Annotated in this window: 28 protein-coding genes; 9 read left to right on the top strand and 19 right to left on the bottom strand. The window is 43.3% G+C overall.

What is annotated here, in order from left to right:
• Positions 1–12: 12 nt before the first annotated feature.
• The 5 genes from MKY98_RS25935 to MKY98_RS25915 form a co-directional block, all read right to left on the bottom strand.
• Complete coding sequence (locus MKY98_RS25935; protein WP_069012294.1) at positions 13–396, bottom strand: hypothetical protein; 384 nt, start codon at positions 394–396, stop codon at positions 13–15.
• Positions 397–597: 201 nt separating this feature from the next.
• Positions 598–2,538, bottom strand: a complete 1,941-nt coding sequence (locus tag MKY98_RS25930) for an ABC transporter permease (protein ID WP_069012293.1) — start codon at positions 2,536–2,538, stop codon at positions 598–600.
• Positions 2,528–3,289 (bottom strand): ABC transporter ATP-binding protein, encoded by a 762-nt coding sequence (locus tag MKY98_RS25925; protein ID WP_069012292.1) that lies wholly within the window; start codon positions 3,287–3,289, stop codon positions 2,528–2,530. The genes MKY98_RS25930 and MKY98_RS25925 overlap by 11 nt, the downstream gene beginning before the upstream one ends.
• A 102-nt stretch (positions 3,290–3,391) precedes the next feature.
• On the bottom strand, positions 3,392–4,396 hold the full coding sequence (locus MKY98_RS25920; RefSeq protein ID WP_029518849.1) for a sensor histidine kinase: 1,005 nt from the start codon (positions 4,394–4,396) through the stop codon (positions 3,392–3,394).
• A complete protein-coding gene (locus MKY98_RS25915; protein ID WP_029518848.1) occupies positions 4,389–5,084 on the bottom strand; it encodes a response regulator transcription factor in 696 nt (231 codons plus the stop codon). Before MKY98_RS25915 ends, MKY98_RS25920 begins: the two co-directional genes overlap by 8 nt.
• Before the next feature lie 190 nt (positions 5,085–5,274).
• On the opposite strand from MKY98_RS25915, the gene MKY98_RS25910 reads away from it, so the two are divergent.
• On the top strand, positions 5,275–5,904 hold the full coding sequence (locus tag MKY98_RS25910) for a YfbR-like 5'-deoxynucleotidase (RefSeq protein WP_029518847.1): 630 nt from the start codon (positions 5,275–5,277) through the stop codon (positions 5,902–5,904).
• A 174-nt stretch (positions 5,905–6,078) separates the two neighbouring features.
• A complete protein-coding gene (locus tag MKY98_RS25905; protein WP_029518846.1) occupies positions 6,079–7,065 on the top strand; it encodes an aldo/keto reductase in 987 nt (328 codons plus the stop codon).
• A gap of 155 nt (positions 7,066–7,220) precedes the next feature.
• Here the strand turns inward: MKY98_RS25905 and MKY98_RS25900 are convergent, their stop codons facing one another.
• From MKY98_RS25900 to MKY98_RS25870, 7 genes are all read right to left on the bottom strand, one after another.
• On the bottom strand, positions 7,221–7,520 hold the full coding sequence (locus tag MKY98_RS25900) for a spore coat protein (RefSeq protein ID WP_029518845.1): 300 nt from the start codon (positions 7,518–7,520) through the stop codon (positions 7,221–7,223).
• Positions 7,517–7,726, bottom strand: coding sequence for a hypothetical protein (locus tag MKY98_RS25895; RefSeq protein WP_029518844.1), 210 nt, complete (start codon positions 7,724–7,726; stop codon positions 7,517–7,519). Before MKY98_RS25895 ends, MKY98_RS25900 begins: the two co-directional genes overlap by 4 nt.
• A 32-nt stretch (positions 7,727–7,758) precedes the next feature.
• Entirely contained in the window at positions 7,759–8,895 is a 1,137-nt protein-coding gene (locus MKY98_RS25890; RefSeq protein WP_029518843.1) for a zinc-dependent alcohol dehydrogenase, read from the bottom strand.
• Entirely contained in the window at positions 8,892–9,272 is a 381-nt protein-coding gene (locus MKY98_RS25885; protein WP_039272188.1) for a spore coat protein, read from the bottom strand. Before MKY98_RS25885 ends, MKY98_RS25890 begins: the two co-directional genes overlap by 4 nt.
• Before the next feature lie 40 nt (positions 9,273–9,312).
• Positions 9,313–9,564 carry a hypothetical protein gene (locus MKY98_RS25880; protein ID WP_039271973.1) on the bottom strand — a complete coding sequence of 84 codons (252 nt, stop codon included), beginning with the start codon at positions 9,562–9,564 and terminating at the stop codon, positions 9,313–9,315.
• A gap of 72 nt (positions 9,565–9,636) precedes the next feature.
• Positions 9,637–11,175, bottom strand: coding sequence for an FAD-dependent oxidoreductase (locus MKY98_RS25875; RefSeq protein ID WP_069012291.1), 1,539 nt, complete (start codon positions 11,173–11,175; stop codon positions 9,637–9,639).
• Between the two features lie 178 nt (positions 11,176–11,353).
• Positions 11,354–11,977, bottom strand: coding sequence for an acetate uptake transporter (locus MKY98_RS25870; RefSeq protein ID WP_029518839.1), 624 nt, complete (start codon positions 11,975–11,977; stop codon positions 11,354–11,356).
• Between the two features lie 264 nt (positions 11,978–12,241).
• Here MKY98_RS25870 and MKY98_RS25865 point away from each other — a divergent pair, with 264 nt between their 5' ends.
• The 4 genes from MKY98_RS25865 (at position 12,242) to MKY98_RS25850 (ending at position 14,971) form a co-directional block, all read left to right on the top strand.
• Entirely contained in the window at positions 12,242–12,901 is a 660-nt protein-coding gene (locus tag MKY98_RS25865) for a hypothetical protein (RefSeq protein WP_029518838.1), read from the top strand.
• Positions 12,902–12,971: 70 nt separating this feature from the next.
• Positions 12,972–13,328: a nucleotide excision repair endonuclease gene (locus MKY98_RS25860; RefSeq protein WP_069012290.1), complete on the top strand. Its 357-nt coding sequence runs from the start codon at positions 12,972–12,974 to the stop codon at positions 13,326–13,328.
• Positions 13,329–13,437: 109 nt separating this feature from the next.
• Positions 13,438–14,382 (top strand): helix-turn-helix transcriptional regulator, encoded by a 945-nt coding sequence (locus MKY98_RS25855; protein WP_029518836.1) that lies wholly within the window; start codon positions 13,438–13,440, stop codon positions 14,380–14,382.
• 67 nt (positions 14,383–14,449) lie between these two features.
• Entirely contained in the window at positions 14,450–14,971 is a 522-nt protein-coding gene (locus MKY98_RS25850; protein ID WP_080658672.1) for a DinB family protein, read from the top strand.
• On the opposite strand, the gene MKY98_RS25845 is transcribed toward MKY98_RS25850, so the two are convergent.
• The 4 genes from MKY98_RS25845 to MKY98_RS25830 form a co-directional block, all read right to left on the bottom strand.
• Positions 14,904–15,440, bottom strand: coding sequence for a Crp/Fnr family transcriptional regulator (locus MKY98_RS25845; protein ID WP_029518835.1), 537 nt, complete (start codon positions 15,438–15,440; stop codon positions 14,904–14,906). The genes MKY98_RS25850 and MKY98_RS25845 overlap by 68 nt on opposite strands.
• 36 nt (positions 15,441–15,476) lie before the next feature.
• Complete coding sequence (locus MKY98_RS25840; RefSeq protein WP_029518834.1) at positions 15,477–16,217, bottom strand: SDR family oxidoreductase; 741 nt, start codon at positions 16,215–16,217, stop codon at positions 15,477–15,479.
• Between the two features lie 30 nt (positions 16,218–16,247).
• The gene (locus MKY98_RS25835) at positions 16,248–16,826 is read right to left on the bottom strand and encodes a TetR/AcrR family transcriptional regulator (RefSeq protein WP_029518833.1); all 579 of its coding nucleotides are present in this window, start codon (positions 16,824–16,826) and stop codon (positions 16,248–16,250) included.
• A gap of 132 nt (positions 16,827–16,958) precedes the next feature.
• Complete coding sequence (locus tag MKY98_RS25830; RefSeq protein ID WP_069012289.1) at positions 16,959–17,504, bottom strand: glutathione peroxidase; 546 nt, start codon at positions 17,502–17,504, stop codon at positions 16,959–16,961.
• 278 nt (positions 17,505–17,782) lie between these two features.
• On the opposite strand from MKY98_RS25830, the gene MKY98_RS25825 reads away from it, so the two are divergent.
• Positions 17,783–18,511, top strand: coding sequence for a YheC/YheD family protein (locus MKY98_RS25825; RefSeq protein ID WP_029518831.1), 729 nt, complete (start codon positions 17,783–17,785; stop codon positions 18,509–18,511).
• A gap of 115 nt (positions 18,512–18,626) precedes the next feature.
• Here MKY98_RS25825 and MKY98_RS25820 read toward each other — a convergent pair whose 3' ends face one another.
• Together MKY98_RS25820 and MKY98_RS25815 are read right to left on the bottom strand one after the other, a co-directional pair.
• Positions 18,627–19,337: an SDR family oxidoreductase gene (locus MKY98_RS25820; protein WP_069012288.1), complete on the bottom strand. Its 711-nt coding sequence runs from the start codon at positions 19,335–19,337 to the stop codon at positions 18,627–18,629.
• Positions 19,338–19,369: 32 nt separating this feature from the next.
• Entirely contained in the window at positions 19,370–19,921 is a 552-nt protein-coding gene (locus tag MKY98_RS25815; RefSeq protein WP_069012287.1) for an NAD(P)H-dependent oxidoreductase, read from the bottom strand.
• Positions 19,922–20,081: 160 nt separating this feature from the next.
• Here MKY98_RS25815 and MKY98_RS25810 point away from each other — a divergent pair, with 160 nt between their 5' ends.
• Positions 20,082–20,432 (top strand): winged helix-turn-helix transcriptional regulator, encoded by a 351-nt coding sequence (locus tag MKY98_RS25810; RefSeq protein WP_029518827.1) that lies wholly within the window; start codon positions 20,082–20,084, stop codon positions 20,430–20,432.
• A gap of 163 nt (positions 20,433–20,595) precedes the next feature.
• On the top strand, positions 20,596–21,084 hold the full coding sequence (locus tag MKY98_RS25805) for a hypothetical protein (RefSeq protein WP_069012370.1): 489 nt from the start codon (positions 20,596–20,598) through the stop codon (positions 21,082–21,084).
• A gap of 88 nt (positions 21,085–21,172) precedes the next feature.
• Here MKY98_RS25805 and MKY98_RS25800 read toward each other — a convergent pair whose 3' ends face one another.
• Positions 21,173–21,913, bottom strand: coding sequence for an SDR family NAD(P)-dependent oxidoreductase (locus tag MKY98_RS25800; protein WP_029518825.1), 741 nt, complete (start codon positions 21,911–21,913; stop codon positions 21,173–21,175).
• Positions 21,914–21,975: the final 62 nt, after the last annotated feature.

Here is a 21,975-nt window from a genome sequence, read left to right as displayed (position 1 = left end):
AGAGGCGAACCATTAACTAGCTCCAAGTATGGCATAAATTCCTGAACCCACACTAAATACAATCCCGCTCACTAGAACGAGGATTTGCTTCTTACTGAGATCCAGCGGATCAAAAAAGATGGGTAATAGCCATTTTAGGGTGATGACAGACCATAAGCCCTCCAGTAACCCTAGCATCAACACCTTTTGTCCCCAGTGAAACTTCATTTGCGGTGTTAGCGGACCTGCTAGCATCAAATCACCTGAGGCACGGATATTCCAGAAAACGATAACCATGAATACAACAAGGGTTAACAATGTGGACATAATATAGGCGATATCTTTTTTAGCCTTTTTCGTAAGTTTCGGCGATTTTTTAAACTCAGGCAAGCCAATCAGGAAAAAAACGATTCCCATAAAAATAGCTGCGCCTATAAAGGAACCGAGTATGATATTGGCCACGATGCCGATGCCATTGATGATTAATAATAAAATAAGCTCTCCCCCTTTGGGGTTACGATGGTAGTTATTTTATTGTACACGCAGGAACAAAAATGCTCAAATATTTGGAAAAGCCCCCGGCACTTATGCTGAGGGCTTTTTTTGACTTTTTGCCGGTTATAATGCTGATTTAATGACCTTTTTATAATACAGAATGGATAGCACTCCAAAAATGGAATATAAGGCGGTGTACAGCACCATAACGATGATCATAGGCATCCAAATTTCGGTTCCAAATAAGAACCAGCCGGATTGGACGGCGAAATAGCTATGTGATAGGCCAATCACTAATGGAATGCCGAAGTTAAAGAGCTGTTTTATTTTAATGCCTCGAAGCAGGTCACTTTGGGTGAACCCTAACTTTCTTAACACCGTATAATTGGCTTTTTCATCTTCGCTCTCATCCATTTGCTTAAAGTAAAGGATACAGCCTGATGTAATGAGAAAGGTGAGTCCCAAAAAGCCAACTACAAACATGATCACTCCCATGTTCCGCTTCTGATTGCTGCTCATTTCAAGGCGGGATGTTTGTTGATCATTAAAATTCGCAGCTGCAAAGAGACGATTGGCTTCTTCAATCTGTTCTGCATTTATCATATCAATTCCAATATATAAGGATGATTTCTTTTGAATCTCAGGATTTACATCTTTCTTTAACCGCTCAAAGATGGTTTCGTCTACAATGACAGTGGGTACTCCCCCGGCTGCAAAATAGTAGGGAATGACATAATCCTTTTTTAGACCCACATATTGTTGAGGTATGACTTCTGTTTTCCCCTTCAAATCCAAGGGGCCAAAGTCTTTCAAGGACATGAATTTCTGTAACATATCATTATAGCCCGTTAAAACCGTTTGGCCTGGAGTTACATCCGTACCCTCCACAGATTGGTCGCTTACGACAGGCAGTGTCATGGAATCCGTACCATCATTTAATTGTTCCATAGGAGTCTCCATAATTTGCGCTGTCTTCACACTGACTTGAATCACTTCAATTTTCTTTTCACGATACTTTATATCATGCTCATGAAGTAACGCTTTGAATTTCTCCGCATCCGGTACATTCGTCATGGCAAAATGGGAAGGTACATTTTCCTCAGCTGCTTGATCCGCAGAATAATAGGCGATATAGCTTAAGGAAAGTAAACCGATGGCAAGTGCTGATACTGTCGTAATAATGGTCAACAACAAAGCATTGGACTTCATGCGGAACATAATGGATGAGAGAGATAGCACCTCATTAATGTTCAAATAGCCGCCTTTACTCTTTCTGATGATATTGGAAATAAAGCGGATAGATCCTTTATAAAAAAGGAGTGTTCCGATGATGACAGTGCCCAAAATAAACACCATAGCCATAAACAATTCATTTATGGATGTAAAGTCTCCACCAAATAATTTGGAGGAAACATAGTAACCTAAAGCGATGAGAGAGATGCCAATGATCCCGATGATCATCTCAAAGATCGATATTTTCTTGATTTTCCCTTCGGTGGTTGAGGTCACTCTGAACAAGGACAAAATACTTTGTCTTTTGATAAAAGAATAATTCATGAGCATGATCAGCAGGTAGATGACAACAAAAACGATGAGTGTTTGAGTCAGTGCTTGGTTAGAGAAATATAGAGTGGCAATGGCTTCGACGCCCGTCGTCTTAAATAAAATCATAATCACTAATTTGGAAAAGGAGAATCCAACCCCAATCCCAATGAAGAGGGAACTAAAGTATAAAATTAGGTTTTCAGCACTCAGGATGCGAAAAATTTTACTTTTAGTCATTCCGATCAATTGAAATAGGCCAATTTCTTTGCTTCGTCTTTTTATAAAAATATTATTGGCATACATAAGAAAAATGCAGACAATAGCGACCAGTAAAATGGAAGCTGCCCGTATGGAAGCTGCACCTTTAACAGACCCCTTCACTTCGTCCATGGAGGGATCGTACTGTAGTGTGACAAAAGCGAAATAGAGTGCAACACTGAAAATGAGGGCAAAAACATAAAGGTAATAATTTTTCAGGTTTTTTTTCAAATTTTTTAGAATGAGCAGATTAATGTTCATATTGGACCCCGCCTAAGACCCCTTGGGTTTTCATGATATCCTGGAAGAAGCTTTGTCTTTCCTGCTCGCCTTTGTGAAGCTGCGTATACATTTGCCCATCCTTAATAAAAATAACCCGACTGCAATGGCTGGCAGCGACAGGATCATGCGTGACCATAATAATGGTTGCTTTGCGTTTTTGGTTCAACTGGCCCAGCTTGTTTAATAAATCGGAAGCCGACTTGGAATCCAGTGCACCCGTAGGTTCATCGGCAAAAATAATACTGGGCTCATGAATAAACGCTCTGGCCGCTGATGTACGCTGTTTCTGTCCACCCGAAATTTCATTGGGATACTTATCTTTCAACTCATAAATCCCCAATTCTGTAGCCACTTCCTGAAATCTTCGGTTGGCTTCTTTCTTAGGCGTTTTGGTGATGGATAACGGTAAGAGGATGTTCTCCTTCACCGTTAGCGTATCCAGCAGATTATACTCCTGAAAAATAAAGCCTAAATGCTCTTTTCGAAATTCAGCCAGTTGCTTTTCTTTCATTTTCGTCATTTCGATATCATTGATTCTAATGGAACCTTGGCTCACTTTATCAATAGAGGAAAGAACATTCAGCAATGTGGTTTTACCTGAACCGGAGGCTCCCATAATACTGACAAATTCCCCTTCTTCAATAAGGATATCTATTCCCTTCAAAACCTCCTGCATATTGAACTTATTACCGTAGCTTTTACGGATTTTATGAGCTTCTAAAATGTTCACTTCGATGCACTCCTTATTGTTCTTGTAGCCTTATTATAAAAATAGAGCCGATGTTTTTCCTTTGATTGGGCGAACAATACATAAAAGCATGTGACATCTCTGTCACATGCTTACCACACTCACGAAATCATTTCGTTTGGGAAAAATTAAAGTGAAGGTTGTACCTACGTTCGGTTTGGAGTGCACATCTATATGTATGAGCAAGGTTTGTGCTGCCTTTTTCGTTAAATATAACCCCATACCCGTTGAAGTGTGATCAGAATGTTGGGTTGTGGAGGTAAAACCTTTCTCGAAGATACGCGGTATATCCTTCGGATCAATACCGCGTCCAAAGTCTTGAACCTCAAGCTGTATTCGATCCCTTTGTTCATAGCTGTGAATGATAATATCACTGGCATCGCTATATTTGATGGCATTGGTTAAGAGCTGTCTGATGATAAAAGCCAGCCATTTGGCATCACTCAGCACTTCCATGTGCTCAAGTTGGATGTCAAAACCGATCCCCTTTTGGATGCACCATGACTGTAATGCTTTGATCTCTTTAAAAACCAGAGATTTTAAATCCACTTGCTCGACATACAGATCATTTTCAATAAAAGATATTCGTTTGTGATGGAGCTGCTGATCCAGCAGTAAGTGAATTCGTAGCCATTCATAGGTTAACTGAGCTTTTAGGGACTTGTCGTCCAACCGCTCAATCATCAAATGCATGGTGGTCAAAGGTGTTTTTACCTCATGAATCCAGGATAATAGTTCATCTTTTTCATGTTCAAGTGTCAATTGATTTTGCGAGATGATCTGTTGTAACCGTTCGTTCTGGCCCGTGATTTTTTGTTCAATGATTTGCTCAAACGGACTCTCCGGTTCGCCTATACCCGTTAGTTCAAGAGAACTCTCCCATTTTTCTAGTGTGGTATAGAACTTGGTTTCCTTGGGATAACGAATGATTAAAAAAACCAAGAAAATCATCATAGATAAGAAGACGATATAAAGAATCGGCATTAACGGAATTGCTGCATCCACATAAGCAATGAACAGGATCAGGAATTGCTGACACACAAACAGTAGAATCCAGCTCCGCCTCTCTATAAGGTATTTTTTAATCATAGGCAGGTGCCTCTTCTGTAGCCATGTAGCCTTGCCCGACTTTCGTTTCAATGAAACGGCCCAAATCCAGCTCGTCCAATTTTTTGCGCAGGCGGTTCAAGTTGACGGTCAGGGTATTGTCGCTGACAAAACGTTCATCATCCCAGAGGCTTTTAATTAATTCCTCACGTGCAACAATTTTATTTTTTTGTTCGATCAGCAGCTTCAAAATAAAAATCTCGTTCTTGGTTAATTCGATGGAGCCAGTCTCATTGGCTACTACATTTTTTTCATAGTCGACCGTTGCGCCACACCATGTTTTAAGGGAGACAGGTTCTGTATTGTAATTATATACGCGGCGGAGTGTCGCCTGTAATTTGGCAATGAGTACATCAAAATGAAACGGTTTTTGGATAAAATCATCCGCTCCAAGCTGCATCGACATCACCATATCCGTAGGATGATCCCGTGAAGATAAGAAGAGGATGGGGACGTTAGAGTGGGATCGAATCATTCGACACCAATGAAACCCATCAAATTTCGGCAATTGAATATCTATCACGACCAGATCAGGCTTTATCGTTGTGAATTCCTGAATGACTTTATTAAAGTCCTGGATGCCATACACATCATAGTTCCATTGAGTTAACCGATCCTTCATTTCATGGAACAAAGTTTCATCATCTTCAATTAATAAGATTTTGAACAACGAATTCACCACTTTATATTTTTTTCAGGATTTTGCAAATTCCTCTTTTATAAAGTGTATAGCAAAAATTGTGTATATGCTACATGTGTGAATTCCACTTGATATTGCGATAATCTGCTGTTAATAGTTGAGGTTTATAGTGGGATTTAGATTGACTATCTCATATATATATTAAAGGATGGATGCAATGATGGGGATTCACACGTATTTTCGGTCGCTAAATGAGCTGGAAAGAATCATCCGTTGTCCGGGTAAGTTTAAATTCGAGGAACACAGCGTATCGGCACATTCTTGGAAAGTCGTACAATACGCCAAAACGCTGGCTGATATTGAAGAGAGAAATGGTGTCCGTATTGACTGGAAAAAGCTATACGAGATTACGAGCAGTCACGATTACGGGGAGATTTTTATTGGAGACATCAAAACGCCAGTTAAGCACTCCTCTAAGGAACTACGATTATTAATCCAACAGGTCGAAGAGGGTATGATTGAGTATTTTATTGAAGAGAATATTCCCGAGGATTTTAAGGCTATTTTTCGCAAACAGCTAAGGGAAGGTAAAGATGATTCTGTAGAAGGTTTAATCCTTGAAGTTGCGGACAAGATGGATCAGGTATACGAAGCATTTGCAGAACTTCAGCGGGGAAATACGGAAAAAGAATTTATAGTCATGTACCGTAATGCACTTGTAAAAATCAAGAATATTCAATTACACTGCGTTGAGTATTTTTTGGAAAATATCCTGCCCGATATGGTCAAGGAAGAAACGCCTTCATCCATTGATATCAAGAAGATTACGGAAGAGGCTTTAGCTCTGTAAGTGAATCTCCCTACCGTCCAGAAGCTACCGACCGCTTCTGTTCATACATAATAATTCTCGTTTCAAAACGAGACAATGCTTGACTTCAAGTTAACTTTAAGTAGTAACATACGGAATGTGACGTGGTGCTTAGGAAATACGATGACTATTCTGACAATTTAGGAGTGATAGAAATTGAAAAAGAAACAACTGGGTAACAGTGACCTTCAAGTATCTGCACTGGGTCTGGGCTGCATGGGAATGTCCGAATATTACGGTGAGTTGAATGAGCAGGAGTCGATCAAAACACTTCATCGTGCGCTGGAGCTAGGGATAAACTTTTGGGATACTGCCGATGTCTATGGTGTGGGGGAAAATGAAAAACTGATTAGCCAAGTCCTGCGGAGCCGCCGCGACGAAGTCGTATTAGCCACTAAATTTTCCATTATGCGTGGGGAAGATGGCGCATTTATGGGTGTAAGTGGCCGTCCCGAATACGTAAAAGAGGCATGTGATCGCAGCCTGCAAAGACTGGGTGTAGATGTAATTGATCTGTACTACCAGCATCGTGTTGATCCGAATGTGCCTATCGAGGAAACAGTTGGTGCGATGAGTGACTTGGTTCAAGCGGGAAAAGTCCGCTATTTGGGGCTGTCCGAAGCTTCTCCTGGGCTCATTCGACGCGCTCACAAGGTACATCCGATTACAGCGCTGCAAACGGAATACTCCTTATGGAGCCGAGAAGCAGAAGATGAAGTTATACCGGCGTGTAAGGAACTAGGCATCGAGTTTGTGGCCTACAGTCCACTTGGACGCGGCTTTTTGAGCGGACAAATTCAGAAGTTTGATGATTTTGCAGAAGATGATTTCCGTCGCTCTGTGCCACGTTTTCAACCTGAGAATTTCCAGAAAAATCTGGATCTCGTGCAGCATGTTAAGGACCTTGCCGCCCAAAAAGGGGTCAAACCTTCTCAACTGGCGTTGGCATGGCTGCTTGCGCAAGAGGGAATTGTACCGATTCCAGGAACCAAGCGGGTTACGTATTTAGAGGAAAATGCAGGATCCGTCGATGTTGTTTTATCCGCACAGGAAATGGAAGCTATTAACGCAATTATTCCAAAAGGAATGGCAGCGGGTCTTCGTTATCCTGCAGAACGGATGCCGAATTGGCAAGCCGAATAATTAAGATAACATGTTAATCCCAAAAGCCGCCCTTAACGCGTATCGACGTGAAAGGCGGCTTTGTGGGTTTACATATACTGCTAAGGATGTGCTTTTAAAATTCCCAAGGGACGTCCTACGGTCAGGAATGTACGACCGAAGTGAGCGTCCTATCTTTATAAAACAGGGGCTTGCAATGCAGTATTGATATTTTGTAGATCCATCGTAAGCTGCTCTTTTACGTTCCATGGGTGATACCAGCCACGTTCGATCATGTATGTTGAAATCTGCTCATGCATATCAATAGCCTCATCCAGTTGCTTCGTAAGAATTGCCTTAATTTCTGGAGTTCCCGCTTCTGTTACGGCCATAGCGTAATTTCTCACACCGCTTTTGGCCGCGTTCAGAAAATCGGCTGCAATGACTTGGTCCGTTAAGGTATGCAGTCCGGTCAAATGCTCCAACAGTGTATTCATGGCTTAACCTCCTGTGAGATGGCTTGATCTAAGAGGGTACCGAGTTCTTGTAATTGGCGGGTCGATAAGTCAACATCCTGCTGTAATATAGCTTTGAGAGTTGGATCAGAGATTAATGCTTGCATGGTTTTAGACTTGGTAAGACACACTGTTTTGAACGCTGACAATTCATGGACTTCAAGTGTTTCGTGCAGGCCATACACCATATGACGTTTACCTCCAATGCTCCAATATATAGTTAAGGTTTAAGTACAACTTTGATGCAATTGTCCTGTCTGGTATCAAAAATTTCATATCCACGTTTGGCGTCGCTTAACGGAATGACGTGTGTAACAACGTCTCCTGGGTCCACCTTTCCCGTATCAATCAGCTCATACATATATGGCATATAGTGAATAACGGGAGCCTGTCCCGTACGTAAATTAACATTTCGCTGAAAAATGTCTCCCAAAGGAAAACCGTTATATCGTCCGCCGTAGACTCCGGTAACTTGAATGGTGCCACCTTTGCGCACAGCCTGTGTAGCTATGACTAGTCCTCCTAAAGCTCCGCCGTGAAGCTTGAGACCGGAAGCGAGAGATTCCAGCGGAGACATTTTACCGCTCATGCCGGAGCAGTCAATAACTACGTCTGCGCCTCCTTTGGTTATCTCTTTGAGGTAGTTGCCGACGTTTTCTTGCGATTCTACATTAACAATTTCCACATGATTTGTACGCTTCGCATGTTGCAGACGATAATCCAGGTAGTCTGCCGCAATGACTCGTTTTGCCCCTTTGAACCAGGCGAACTTCTGGGCTAGCAGACCTACCGGTCCACAGCCAATAACAATGACAGTATCCCCCTTCTTTACTCCGGCATTATCGACGCTCCAAAATGCAGTAGTCATGGCATCAGCAATCAGGCAAAGCTTCTCGTCAGGATGTTCACAACTCTCCGGAATTTTGAAGTGAGTGAAGTTGGCAAAAGGCACACGTAAATATTCAGCTTGTCCACCCGGATATCCACCAGTTGTTCCTGAATAGCCGAAAAAACCGCCCATTTCTCCATGCTCATTAGAATGATCACATTGACTTTCCAATTGGTTTTTACAATAAAAGCATTCACCGCACGCTATGTTGAACGGAATGATCACGCGGTCTCCCTTTTTTAAGTTGGTTACGCCGCTGCCAACTTCCTCTACAACCCCCATCGGCTCATGACCAATTACATAATCTTCCTGTAGATTCGGAATCATTCCATGAATGAGATGCAGATCTGAACCACAAATAGCGGTTGTCGTCAGTCTGACAATCGCATCGTCGGCTTTTTGAATACTTGGGTCCGGAACCTCTTTAACCACAACGTTTTTGATACCTTGGTAGGTCACTGCTTTCATGCCTGGTTTCCTCCCATATGTTCGTCCGGCGTGCGATCAAACATACCCTTGCGGGTGGTATCGTCTGGGAACAGTTTCATTTTACTGATGTCCACCGTCTTGTTGGCTGATAGTTGATCCAATTGATACTGCTTTTGCAGATCATAGGGATGAAACCATTTTTTTCGTACCATAAGATCAGTAATTTCCTGATGAAGAGCGATGCCTTGATGCAGTTGATTGCGCAACAGAGTTCTGGCATCTGGAGAGACGGTTTCCGTCAAGGCTACGGCTGTATTTCGAACTCCTTCCTTGACGCGAATCAGAAAATCCATCGCTAAGGTCGTGTCTGCCATTTCTGGCATGTTTAATGAGTTTTTTGGATCCACATAATCCATTTTAGCGGACTGGGTCTGATCTAATGTCACATCATTCACCTCAATTTAAGATTGGTGTTGGTCGGAATTCTGGAACAGGTGCCTGAAACGGTGCTTTAACATACAATGCTTGCAAATCGGCAATAGCTTGTATAGATTGCTGAACATCTTTTTCCATTAAATCCTTTAGCTCTTGATCGAATACCAAGCCCTGCATTAATTTGGACTTGGCTAAGCATAACGTTTTAAAATTAAGCGCTTCGTGGATTTCTAAGGACTCATGCGCCGCTAATGTAGACTGTTGGTTTATCATCGGATCACCTTTCTCTTATGTTTCTCAAAGGTATGTTATCCAGCCTAACTAGGTTTATTCGAAAGGATCGTGCTATTCGGCTTCAACCTTGCCAAGTGCTTTTTTGGCCGGTCCTTCAATGACTTCGCCTTGATATGAAAAGCGAGAGCCATGACAAGGGCAATCCCATGTTCTTTCCGCTTCATTCCACTCGACTTCGCAACCCATATGGGTGCATGTCGTGTCCACTAGGTGCAATGCTCCTTGTGGGTCTCGGTATGCGCCTGCTCTTTTGCCGTTTACCCGGATGACCGACCCTTCGTCGTGTTCCAGTTCTTCGGCTTTTTTGTAGCTGATGTCTAACTTTCCAGCAATCAAATGTTTAGCCACATTTGCATTTTGAGTTACAAATGTTTTAATGTCGGGGTCCATATGAAACCTTGAAGGGGAGAAAAGATCCTGGTAGGGGCTTTCCTCTCTGGTAATCAGATTCGTATTTAATAAGGCTGCCGCTACACTTGTGGTCATCCCCCATTTTCTATAACCCGTAGCAACGAGGATGTTAGAGGTGTTGGATAGTTCCTGCCCAATATAAGGGAGCTTGTCTAGCGTATACAAGTCTTGGGCCGACCAGCGATAAACGATCTCCTTTAATCCAAATGTTTGCTCCGCGAACTTTTGTAAAGCTTCATAGTACTGGAAAGTACAGATTCCTTGTCCTGTTTTGTGACCTTCCCCACCGACGATAACCATTGGTTCTCCGTTTACCATTACGGAGCGAAGTGAACGTTTTGGGGTTTCTGCACTTAGATACATACCACCTGGATAGATTTTATCGGTTTTGACCGCGAGTACATAAGACCGCTCGGCATGCAATCGCGCAAAATAAAGACCGTTGGGATCATTGAATGGAAAATGTGAGGAGGATACGACATGGTTGCAGGTAATTTTCTTTCCGTCGCTGGTTGTAATGATGGCAGGATTTCCTTTTTCCACATCTACAACGGTGGTTTGCTCATAAATTTCCCCGCCCTGACGGATGACTTGGTTTGCCAAATATCTTAAGAAAGGTACAGGATTAAACTGGGCCTGGTTTTTCATCTTAATAGCTGCTTTAGTTGAAAACGGCAGAGGCGTTTGTTCGACATAACTTCCCGGGATGCCAAGTTGCTCGTAAGCTTTATATTCGTCGTCGATTTTTCCAACGTACGTATCTTCACATGTATAAACGTAGGCATCTTCTTCTGTAAATTGACAATCAATATTAAACTCTTCTACCGTTTGTTTGATAAATTGAAGAGCGTTGTGGTTGGCTTCGTAATAGAGCCGGGTTTTTTCCTTGCCAAAATGGGAAATAAACTCGCTGTAGATCAAATCATGCTGTGCGGTAATTTTGGCGGTAGTATGACCGGTTGTCCCATGAAGTATCCGCCCTGCGTCGACGACGGCGACGTTTAATCCTTTTTTAGAAAGTAAATAAGCAGTGGTAATACCGGTAATCCCCGCACCTACAATGGCAACATCCACCTGAATATCCTCACTAAGTTTGGGGAAGTTAGGGATGTCAGTGGAAGCTAACCAATACGATTCGGGAAATTGCGGAAATGCGATACGAGATTTGCTTTGTGTCATTTTTACAAAAACCCCTTTGAATACAATTTATGTATATTGTTATCATTGTGGGGTTTTATATTCACTGAACGACTCTCTTTAGTATTTTTTTGATACAGGGGGGAGTGATGGAAAGGAAACAAAGCCGTCCTTAACGCGGATCGGCGCGAAAGGAGGCTTTGTGGGTTTAAATATGCAGCTAAGGACGTGGTTTAAAAATGCCGAAAGGACGTCCTACGGGCAGAAATGTTCGGCCAAAATGTGCATTCAGAACGGCAGCTCCTGTACCGTACAGCGAGAGTAGACCAATGCCCATTTCAGCATAAGCGGCGATGGTATGGAATACCTCTGGGGCGATGCCGAATGCATCGAAGCTAAGGCCGAGGAATAGAAAATCAATCAACACGAAAATAAAAAATAGGACCTTGTGCGTCTCCATGGCTCCAATGGTCATGAAGAGCGTGAAGATGAGATAGCCGGCAAAGGCAAAGCCGAGCTGTTTGCCATCTACAGCAGATGCTAGCTCTGAGCCGAATACGCCCATTTTAATCATCCAGCTACTAGCTACGGCTAACCAGAAGAAGGCGTAAGCACCAAATGCCGTCATGCCAAAGGTATTGTTATGCTTTGCATCCTGAATGCAGGCAAACAGCTGTGCAAAGGCACCAAGGAAAATAGCCCAAGGGATAATAAAGCTCAAGCCTTCAGTGAGACCAAGCTTTTGGGATGAAGCTACAAGTGTTACAATAGCCAAGCCAAACAGGCCGATCGCACTCGGATCGGCCGTTATGATTTTTACGTTAGCATGAGATTCATTTTGCATGAAAAAATAGAAGCCTCCAATAATGTTCAAATACGCGTCAATCTGCCGATGCCAGAATCACACTGACATATTGTAACGGAAACCGGCGTGCTCGCATAGTAGGGAATTCATAGATTTCTATCTATTACGGTGCCTGTATTAACGTTATTACGACCATCCTCGATACTGACTGAGGTAAAAGGAATACTTTCAGCTTGCTTTAATCTTGTTTTAAGCTTGACCAGGTACACTCAAGGCAATTTTCCTAGGAAGGATGTATAACAAATGAAGACGAAAAGGGCCGTTTGGATTCCAGCTATGATTGCAGTTACGGTAGCAGTTCTACTCGTCATCTACTATTACTACATGTCATCGCTCTCCGGCGGTGGACCTGGCCCACGGCTATCAGAAGGTGGGTCTACAGGGCCTGTGGGCGTACATCCTCGTGGAGAAGGGCGTGGGGGCAACGGGGAAATATTCAAGACTTTGGGTACGATTTCCGTATTTCTTGGTGCGGCCGCTTTCTCTTGGTTCTGGTTTAAGAAGAAGCTAAGATCGCCATCAATGTTGGTTAGAAGAGCCGGGCGGTTGTTACATTCCCTCCATAAACTTCTGGGTTGGGCGACCTTGATCCTGATTGCCGCTCATGGTATTTATTTTTTGATAACCAAGCTTCAAGATAACAAAACCTATACCGGGATTGCGGGATTTGTCATTCTGCTGGCGATCGCCGGGTATGGCTTCTTCATTAACAAAGTTCGTAACAAGTGGATGCGGACCGTACACCGTTTGCTCGGATTGCTTTGGGTTCCCGTGTTGCTGCTACATGCTGGCGGATCGGCGATTATGGCGGTCATCGCCAGCCTTGCAGTGGGGGTACTTGTCTGGGTACTGGAAAGAATCGTTGAGAAAACGACGAAGCCTGTTCCAGGGGACACTCCCTGATTATCTTGAATGGTGTTACCGCAGGATTTGTGATAATATTTACACCTATATAGAATGAGGAAGTGACATAGTGATTAATATAACAATTCCAACTCCGGATATCACGATTACCAAACAGGTTAACCCTGAGCTCAGCCATATTTACGGGTTTACCGACTTTCACCTGATCCCTAGAGATAAGGCGGGTATCTTTATGTTTTACAATGCGCAGGAGGAACTGCTGTTCGTTGGTAAAGCAAGAAAGCTAAGACCAAGAATCAAAAAGCATTTTGAAGATAACGTATCGCCGATCAAGGACAAGCGGAATGAGGTTGCGATTATCGAGGTTTGTATTGTAGAAGATGCGGTAGAGCGAGAAATTTATGAAACCTACATTATCAATTCACAAAAGGCTAAATATAACGTTGAAAAAGTATTTTTTAAGTAATGGAGTAACTTCCGTATGAAAAAAAGAGCAATAAGTCGCAGTGACTGTACTGCCCTTATTGCTTTTTTGTATTTCTGCATTTTAGATCCTTCCAGAGAGGGGCCATGGTATGAACAAAACAGATCGTTTGCTAGCGATCTTGCTAGAGTTACAGCGTAAGGATATTTTACGAGCTGAGGATTTGGCAGCTATATTCGAAACGAGTGTGAGAACCATCTATCGGGATATTCAGGCTCTAAGCGAATCGGGCGTACCGATTGTAGGAGCACCGGGCATTGGATATTCCTTGATGGAGGGGTATTTCCTGCCCCCAGTGAGCTTTACCGCAGAAGAGGCTGTGGCGTTGCTAATCGGGACGGATTTTATCGAACAAAAATTTGATACAGACTACGGTATCAAGGCGCAAACCTCCCGCAGGAAAATTGAAGCCATTTTACCAGAGAGCGTCCGCAGGGAAGTTTCCCGGGTGCGTACAACCATGAGATTACTCGCTGTGGGTGAAGGGGCAAACCATAGAGAGAAAACCTACTTGGAAACGCTGCGTCTTGCTGTATTGGAAAAACGAATGGTACGGTTTGGTTACTCCAAAAGAATGCCAGAGGCTGACGGGAATCGTCAAAGTGTGCGTGTGGTCGCTCCCTATGGTCTGGTATTGCTTCGTGGTTCGTGGGTATTAATCGGGCAATGTGAATTGCGGCAGCAGCTTCGCCATTTCCGTCTGTCACGTATGGACGAGCTTATGGTACTGGAGGATAGGTTTCATTTGCCTGTCGATTTTCATTTGCAGGATTATAAGCAAACCGATGACCGTCATGTGACTGTTCGCATACTAGCACGCTCCGATATCGCAGATAAGGTGAAGGAAGCGAACAACTTTTATATGGAGGCTATAGAGGAGCGTGCAGATGGATTGCATATACTTTTCCGCGTCAGACAGCCGGAGGAATTACTGCAATGGATACTTGGCTGGGGCGCGGATATGGTTGTGCTGGAGCCTGAGTCGCTCCGGGAGCGGATACGTGCGGAAGTGGAAAAAATGTTGAAATGCTACTGACATAATGCTGTCAGTAGCATTTTTGTATAGTAAAGCTACTTTAATAGAGAGGGGCAGTTACTAATATATGAATACTACCGAAACATTGCAGCGTTTTGAAGAAACGGCACAACACTATCTTCTTGAATTGGACAGCTTTAGCTTGGAGCAATTGCAGTACACACCGCAGGAGGACCAATGGTCGCTTGGACAAATGTATCTTCATTTGGTGAACTCTGCTCTGTATATGCACCTGAAGAACATTGATGTTTGTCTACAGCCTAATGGGGAGACAGGGGTTAAAACGGAGGCGGGTACGGCCGTTTTTAATCTAGGAGGGTTTCCGCCCATACGTATCCAAGTTCCACCATCTCCGCAGTATACTCCCCCACAACCGACGAGCAAAGAAGAAATTGTGGAGGGTTTAAATGCTGTGATCCGTAAAATGAGAGAGATTGAGCCGATCGTTGGGAAATCAACAGGGCTTTCTACCGTCTCTCATCCCAGATTCGGCGCGTTGAATGCTGGAGAGTGGTTTTCGCTCATCGAGATGCATTATCGTCATCATCTTTTGCAGAAGGAGCGCTTGAAGCACGCAATAGCCGATTAATCGTCTCCCGGCGTAGCCCGATAAACTGGCCGATTTCCTCCTGCGTCAGCACGTCCGTTAACGTGGCGGGTGCGATGTAGGAGTGGAACCAGCGTTGAAGCTTCCGAAGCTTTTCGGCAGGTGACACCTCGGTGAGCTGGTCAATTCGTTGCTGCATCATGCGCAACTTATCCTGTAGCTGTAAAGCGATAGCCCGACATTGAGTCGGGTCTTGCTCCAGCGCCTGATACCATTCTTTTTGTGACAGAACCTCAACCTCAGAGGTTACCAGCGCGACTGCTGTACCATAATAAGGATTGGGGCTGATCAGGGAGTGGTGCGGGATGATTTCATCGGGCACAATCACATTAACTAAAATTTGCGAGCCGTCTTCATGGACTCGGACAATTTTTAACAAGCCGCTCTTGAGGTGATATAAAGGGCCAGATTCTCCTTGTCGAAATAAGGTCTCACCTTTGTGTAACATCATGAACGTAATAACCTCCATTCCATGTATTCCAGCTTTTTAGATGAACCCGCCATTGACGCGGATTGTCTGCCCGGTAACCCACTGTGATTTGGCGCTGACCAGAAACTCAATCACATCAGCGATATCTTCCGGTTCGCCGAGCCGACCCATAGCATTCATTTTTTTCATGCCTTCGATTTGCTGCTCGGTTTTTCCAGCTTGGAAAAGCTCGGTGTTCACAGGACCGGGAGCCACGGCGTTGATCGTAATTTGTTTGCTTCCGAATTCCTTGGCTAACTGACGGGTAAATTGCTCCACTGCGCCCTTGGTACCTGCGTATACGCTATAGGTCGGGAACATTTGTCCGATCACGGATGTAGACAGGTTCACGATTCTTCCGTAGTTCTCCATATATTTCATGGCTTGCTGACAGGCAAAGAAGGTGCCCTTTACATTCAGTGCGAATTGTTTGTCAAAGTCAGCTTCGGTTACCTCAGCCAGAGGTTGGGTGATCATCAGCCCAGCGTTGTTAACCAGAATATCCACTTTACCGAATTCAGCAATCGTATTTGTAAATAATGCTTCAATATCACTCATTTTGCCCAGATCAGCGTGAAGTGCTATGGCTTTGCCGCCTTTTTGAATAATCCTCTCCACGACTTTTTGAGCTTTGTCCGGACTGCTGGCATAATTGATGACTACATTAGCGCCCAGATCAGCCAGTTGTTCGGCAATGGCACGTCCAATTCCTCTAGAGGACCCGGTGATAATTGCTGTTTTTCCGTCCAAATGCTTCATATGTGTTTGGACCTTCCTTCCATATCAATTTTAAGTGATTCCTTTTTCTAAAAGCATCCACACATCCGAAAACTCCCGATTAATCACGGGATTCTTCCATTCGTAAGCATGAGCGGGATGATGAAAACGGGCTGTGGCATAGAAAAGGGTACGCGCCAGTTGGGCTGGCTGATCCGATGTGATGTCTCCGCGTATAATGATATCAGCGAGCTGATCCACAATGTGGGCGATATGCTGGTCGATTAAATCAGCCGCTTGCTCGGTGACCCTCGTATACATCTCAAACATTTCCTCGTCGTCGCGGGCATAATACTGCTTAAGTTCGACCAAGGTCTGTATATATCGTTTTAAATGTGGCGTTCCCAGTATAGATGAATTCTGACAGACCTCCGTTAACGGGCCGATAATCTTTTCATTCAGCCATTTTTCGGTCACACCTTCAAGAAGCTCGGCTTTACTTTTAAAGTGTCGGTAAATGGTACCATGACTTACTCCCAATACTTTGGCAACATCGGTCACGGAGGTTTTGGCTATACCAAAACGCCTAAGTGTGTCTTCTGTAGCGATAAGAATCTGTTCCTTGGTTAGCACATCTGAGGATTTTTCCATAGAGACACGGTCAAGTGCCGTGTGAGTCACCTCCTTAAAGTCAGGATAACATAAAGGGTATCAAATGACAAATATACGTTTTTGTCATTTGATACCCTTTTTTTAAAGAATCCAAAGAAGTGAACAGAAATACTACAATAACGATTCGATGACGGGATCAATGGCCCAGGGCTCCGTTGTTACTTCAAATCTCCCTTGCACATGGCCATCGCGATCGACCAAGAATTTAGAAAAATTCCACTTGATACCGTCGCCAGCGTATATATCCGGATACTTATCCCGCAGGAAATCCTCCATCCATTGACCGTCTTTGGTCTGGATATCGAAGCCTTGAAACGGTGCCTGTTGGGTCAGATATTGAAATAAAGGATGAAGAGATAAGCCTCTTACATCCGTCTTCTCAAATAGTGGGAAGGTTACTCCATGGTTAATTTGGCAAATTCCCTGAACCTCCGAATTGCTACCCGGCTCTTTTTTATTGAATTGGTTACAAGGAAATGCAAGGATTTCAAAACCTTGTTCCCTCCGTTTTTCGTAGAGCTTTTGCAGATCAGTGAATTGACTGGAGAACCTACACATGCTGGCAGTGTTTACAATAAGGAGAATCTTACCTCTATAGTCTGAGAGTTCAATCGGTTCCCCATTAATTGAGGTTGCTTGAAAATCATAAATAGACATGTTAACGTTCCTCCTCACGTTATTTTTTAATACATCATATATCCAGAATTGTTATTGGTCTAATATATTATTGGAATCAACCTTATAGGTATTTGCAATAATCTTGTCATGTAAAGACACATTGTCCATCTCTCTCTTGAAACCAAAGAAGACTCGACTTGAGAAAGTGGGAGATTTGCCTCTTCATAGCAAACTGTGGCATTCGCCGTTACCAAGATAGAATATAGATGCATATTCATGTAGTGTGTGCAAAAACCCAACAGAATCGAGGGATATTCGTGCCCATTGGAAAGATGATTCAATACAAGGAAATGCGACAACATCCCATTTTACGTTCTCACTTGCCCGAAACCCGCTGGATCAGTAATGCAAGGACTTTACGGATGCTGGATACCTATCGCACAGTCTTCATCAAGCCTAATTATGGGAGTGGAGGGACTGGCATCATACGTGCGAAAAAGCTGGGGAGGAAATATGAGGTTCGTTGTGGCTCCAGTCGCAGAATCGTTAGATCTCACGCCGTAAGAAGAGCAGTTAGAACCTATCGAAGACCTCATCGCCGCTATTTGGTACAGCAAGGACTTAAGTTAGCCAAGTACAAAGGTTCGATTTTTGATGCCAGAGTGTATATGCAGAAGCCGGAATCGGAATGGGTCATTTCAGGAATAACCGGCCGTGTCGCTGCACCTCGAAAAGTCGTTACCAACTATCGGAAGGGAGGACATGCGGCGCCGTTGTCCAAAGTGCTTTTAAGGGTCTTTAAAAATGACAGAACAAAAATGAAAGAGATTCTGGACCAGGTCACCGAGCTTTCTAGAATCATTGCCGACACGATAGATAAAAATCATCCGGTTCGCGAGTTGGGCATCGATCTTGCTATTGAGAAGAGCGGCCAAATTTGGATTATCGAGGCCAATCCGCATCCCGGACATATGTTGTTCAGGCAGCTCCCCAATCACAAGATGATTCGCAACATCTTGAGAAACAAACGTCGTATACATCATTAGGATAAAGTTTGTGAAATCATTCATGGATAAGAAAAGGAGGAGAACGCCCAAGCCAAGGTGCGGGAGCGTTCTCCGTTTTTTTTGGTAAATGACTGACAGATTTAGGACGAAGCTTTTATGTTAAAATGTGTCCGCCATCCACATGAAGGACTGTTCCGGTCACAAACTGATTTTGAATCAAATAAAGTACGCCTCGTGCAACATCCTCCGCAAGTCCAACTCGCTTCACAGGGAGCTTATGCGCGACCGTATCATAGAATTGATTGCGTGTATTTTCAGGCATTTTGCTACGGGAAGGTGTGTCAATAATGCCGGGTGAGACGACATTCACGCGGATGGGAGCAAGCTCTAACGCCAAGGTTTGACCAAGATTCGAAACGGCTGCATTCACAGCACCGAGCGCAGAGGAGCCGATCATCGGCTTGTAAGCCACCACTCCTGAAAATAAGGTAATGGAACCCTCGGCTGAGAGTTGGGAAGCCCCGTATTTAGCTGCATAATACTGTCCCCAAAATTTGTTTTCGAATAGCTTGCGGGCTTGATCTGTCTCCGACTGAAGGAATGACCCACCTGATGTTTCTGCCGCGCTAACGATAAGATGATCATAGGGGCCGACTTTTTCGAAGAAAGATTTTACCTGCTGCTCATCTGACGTGTCCAGCACATGTATTACAGCACGAGGGCCCAGCATTTCCTTGGCCTTGTGCAATTTATCCTCCGAGCGGCTGGCGATTACCACTTCCGCTCCAAGCGAAATGACTTGCTTAGCTGTTTCTAAACCAATACCTGAGCTTCCACCAATAATGACAATCTTTTGGTTTTGCAAATGGATTCCCTCCTAGTATTCATCTGGATTTGTTAATCATGTAATACGGCTTGTAGATGTGTATCAAGATCAGCAATAAATTTGGGTATATTTGGATTTTTAATAACATCGTAGCATGCAAAGCTTTTCAAGGGCTTCATACCGAGAAATGTATGCGCAGAATGCAAATGACGGAGTGCAGCTTCTAGACTAGCCCCATTAAAAAATTGAGTTGGATCATTAAAGGCTTTTTCCGGAGCATTCCAAGTTGTGGAGAACATATATTTCTTGTCGGTTAATAAACCTCCGCTCCCATATTCATGAGCACCCGTGAAGAATATACCGTAAGCATAGACTTCATCCATATAAGTCTTTAATAATCCAGGAACGCTGAACCAGTAGATGGGGGTTTGGTAAATGACTACATCCGCCCATAAAAATTTTTCTTGTTCTTCGCTGAGGGTATAGCCGTCTTGAACAGACGTTATTTTGATTTTGTTCTCTTCACTTAAGAGACGCACCATATTGTCTATCAATGTTTGGTTCAATTTCCCTTCAGACGAATCATATTTTTGATGACCGTTAATGATTAGTATATTTTTCATCTCTTCACCTCCTTGTATTAGAGAAAACGTTAGTTGCTACAGCGATATTGTATATGTAGTAAGTTTATTTAGGGAAGTAGTGATATTTAATTCATATAGTTTCCCTAAGGAACTATTGTGATATCATTGGATTTAACAGATAATTTTTGGGGGAGTTCCTATGCACGACCAAGAACCTATTGAATTGACCAAAGGAATACCCGGCAAGCCGTGCCCTATTGCCCAAACACTTGATTTGATCGGAACGAAATGGACTTTTTTAATCATCCGTGACCTGCTTATCGAAGGAACACTGAGATTCAGCCAACTTCAGAAGTCCATGAAGGGGATTAGTCCCAAAACGCTTTCCCTACGCCTGAAAGAGCTTGAAGATAACGGTCTGTTAGAGAGAAAGGTATATGCCGAGGTTCCCCCGCGTGTTGAATATTCGTTAACGGAAAAAGGGAAGCGACTTGAAGGTGTTTTTATTGAGCTGAAGAGATTTGGCTTAGATTTAAAAGCAGATCATTGAGGGATATGAACTGCAACATTCCAAGGTATCGTTGAGCTGAACGATGCCTATTTCTTATATTCTAAAAAAGAAAACGTTTGCCAAAAAGTTCACAGAAAGTTCACTTATGTGGAGGTTTCGACTATTTATATAATTACCAAGGTACACAGAAGGGATGATGGAATTGCCAACGACGAAGAAAGAAGATTTTTACTTTGGTTTCATGATGTGCTTGGGGATGGTCGTATTCATGACATTTTATAATCTATATACAAATGACTTGATTGGCACAATCTCTCTAAAAGTAATGGTTTTTCAATTTATTTTATGTTTTATCATTGCTTTCGTATTGGAACTATTTATTGTCGGTCCATTAGCAAAGAAAATAGCCTTCTCATTACCATACGATAAATCCAAAAAGGTATTTGTGATTCTGTCCCTTTCATGCTGTATGGTCATTGGAATGGTTCTCTGTATGTCACTTTATGGATTGGGGACAGCTTACTTTTTTAATGGTCTTTCGGGAGATTCATTATTTAAAAATTACTTATCTTTAGTTTTTAAGAATTTTATTTTTGCTTTCCCTCTGCAGCTCTTAATTGTAGGGCCGCTTGTTCGGTACTTATTTGCTAAATTCGTGAAAGGTACACGAATTGCGGTATCTTTAAGCTAAAACGTAGTTTAACGACGGTATACGATAGCTCAAAAGCCGCCTTCTGTCTGAGAAGGCGGCTTGTTTTTACTCAGAAGTCCCAATATCTTTACAGTGTTTGTCCGCTGTCTACCGTAATAATCTGGCCTGTCATGGCTTCCTGTTCCAAAGCAGAGCAGATCATGCTGGCGATATCTTCGGGCGTGGAAATGCGCTGTAGGAGTAAATGAGGAGCCAATGTTTTCATTTGCTCTTCCCTGCCTGACCACCATCTTGTCGCTACAGCTCCCGGCACGATGCAATTGACGCGAATATCCGGCGCAAGTGCCCGTGCTAAAGATTTGGTCAGCCCGTGGACGGCCGCTTTGGATACCGCATAGGGAAGCGAAGAACCTAGCCCTGTTTGCCCTGCTATACTTCCCAGATTGACGATAGCTCCTTGTTTACTACGCTTCATAAAAGGAGCTACGGCTCTGGCACAGTAAAACATGCCTTTTACATTTACATCAAATAGATCATCCCATACCTCTTCCGTGGCTGCCTCCAGATCATCCATCGGAATGTGATGTGTAATGCTAGCGTTATTCACGAGTATATTAATCGTACCGAATTGCTGGACAATCTGGTCAACCATAGTTCGAACTTCCTGATCTCGGGAAACATCTGCCTGTAATGCGATAGCACGTCCGCCCTTTTCAAGGATCATACGTACAGTTTCCTCTGCATCGTTTTTAGAGCGGGAATAGTTTACGACTACCGTAGCTTTTCGATCTGCCAAGGCCATACACACGGCTCTCCCAATTCCTGTACCTCCACCTGTAACCAATGCTACTTTTTGATGTAAATCCATGTAAATTCGCTCCTTCTCCATCCAGTTCATTTGCGTCTGAAAAATAATAAGATCTGATATGT

Source organism: Paenibacillus sp. FSL M8-0228, assembly GCF_038007385.1.
GTDB classification, from domain to species: domain Bacteria; phylum Bacillota; class Bacilli; order Paenibacillales; family Paenibacillaceae; genus Paenibacillus; species Paenibacillus polymyxa_D.
The sequence above is the reverse complement of the archived record's forward strand: the minus strand, read 5'-3'. Positions and strand labels throughout refer to the sequence as shown.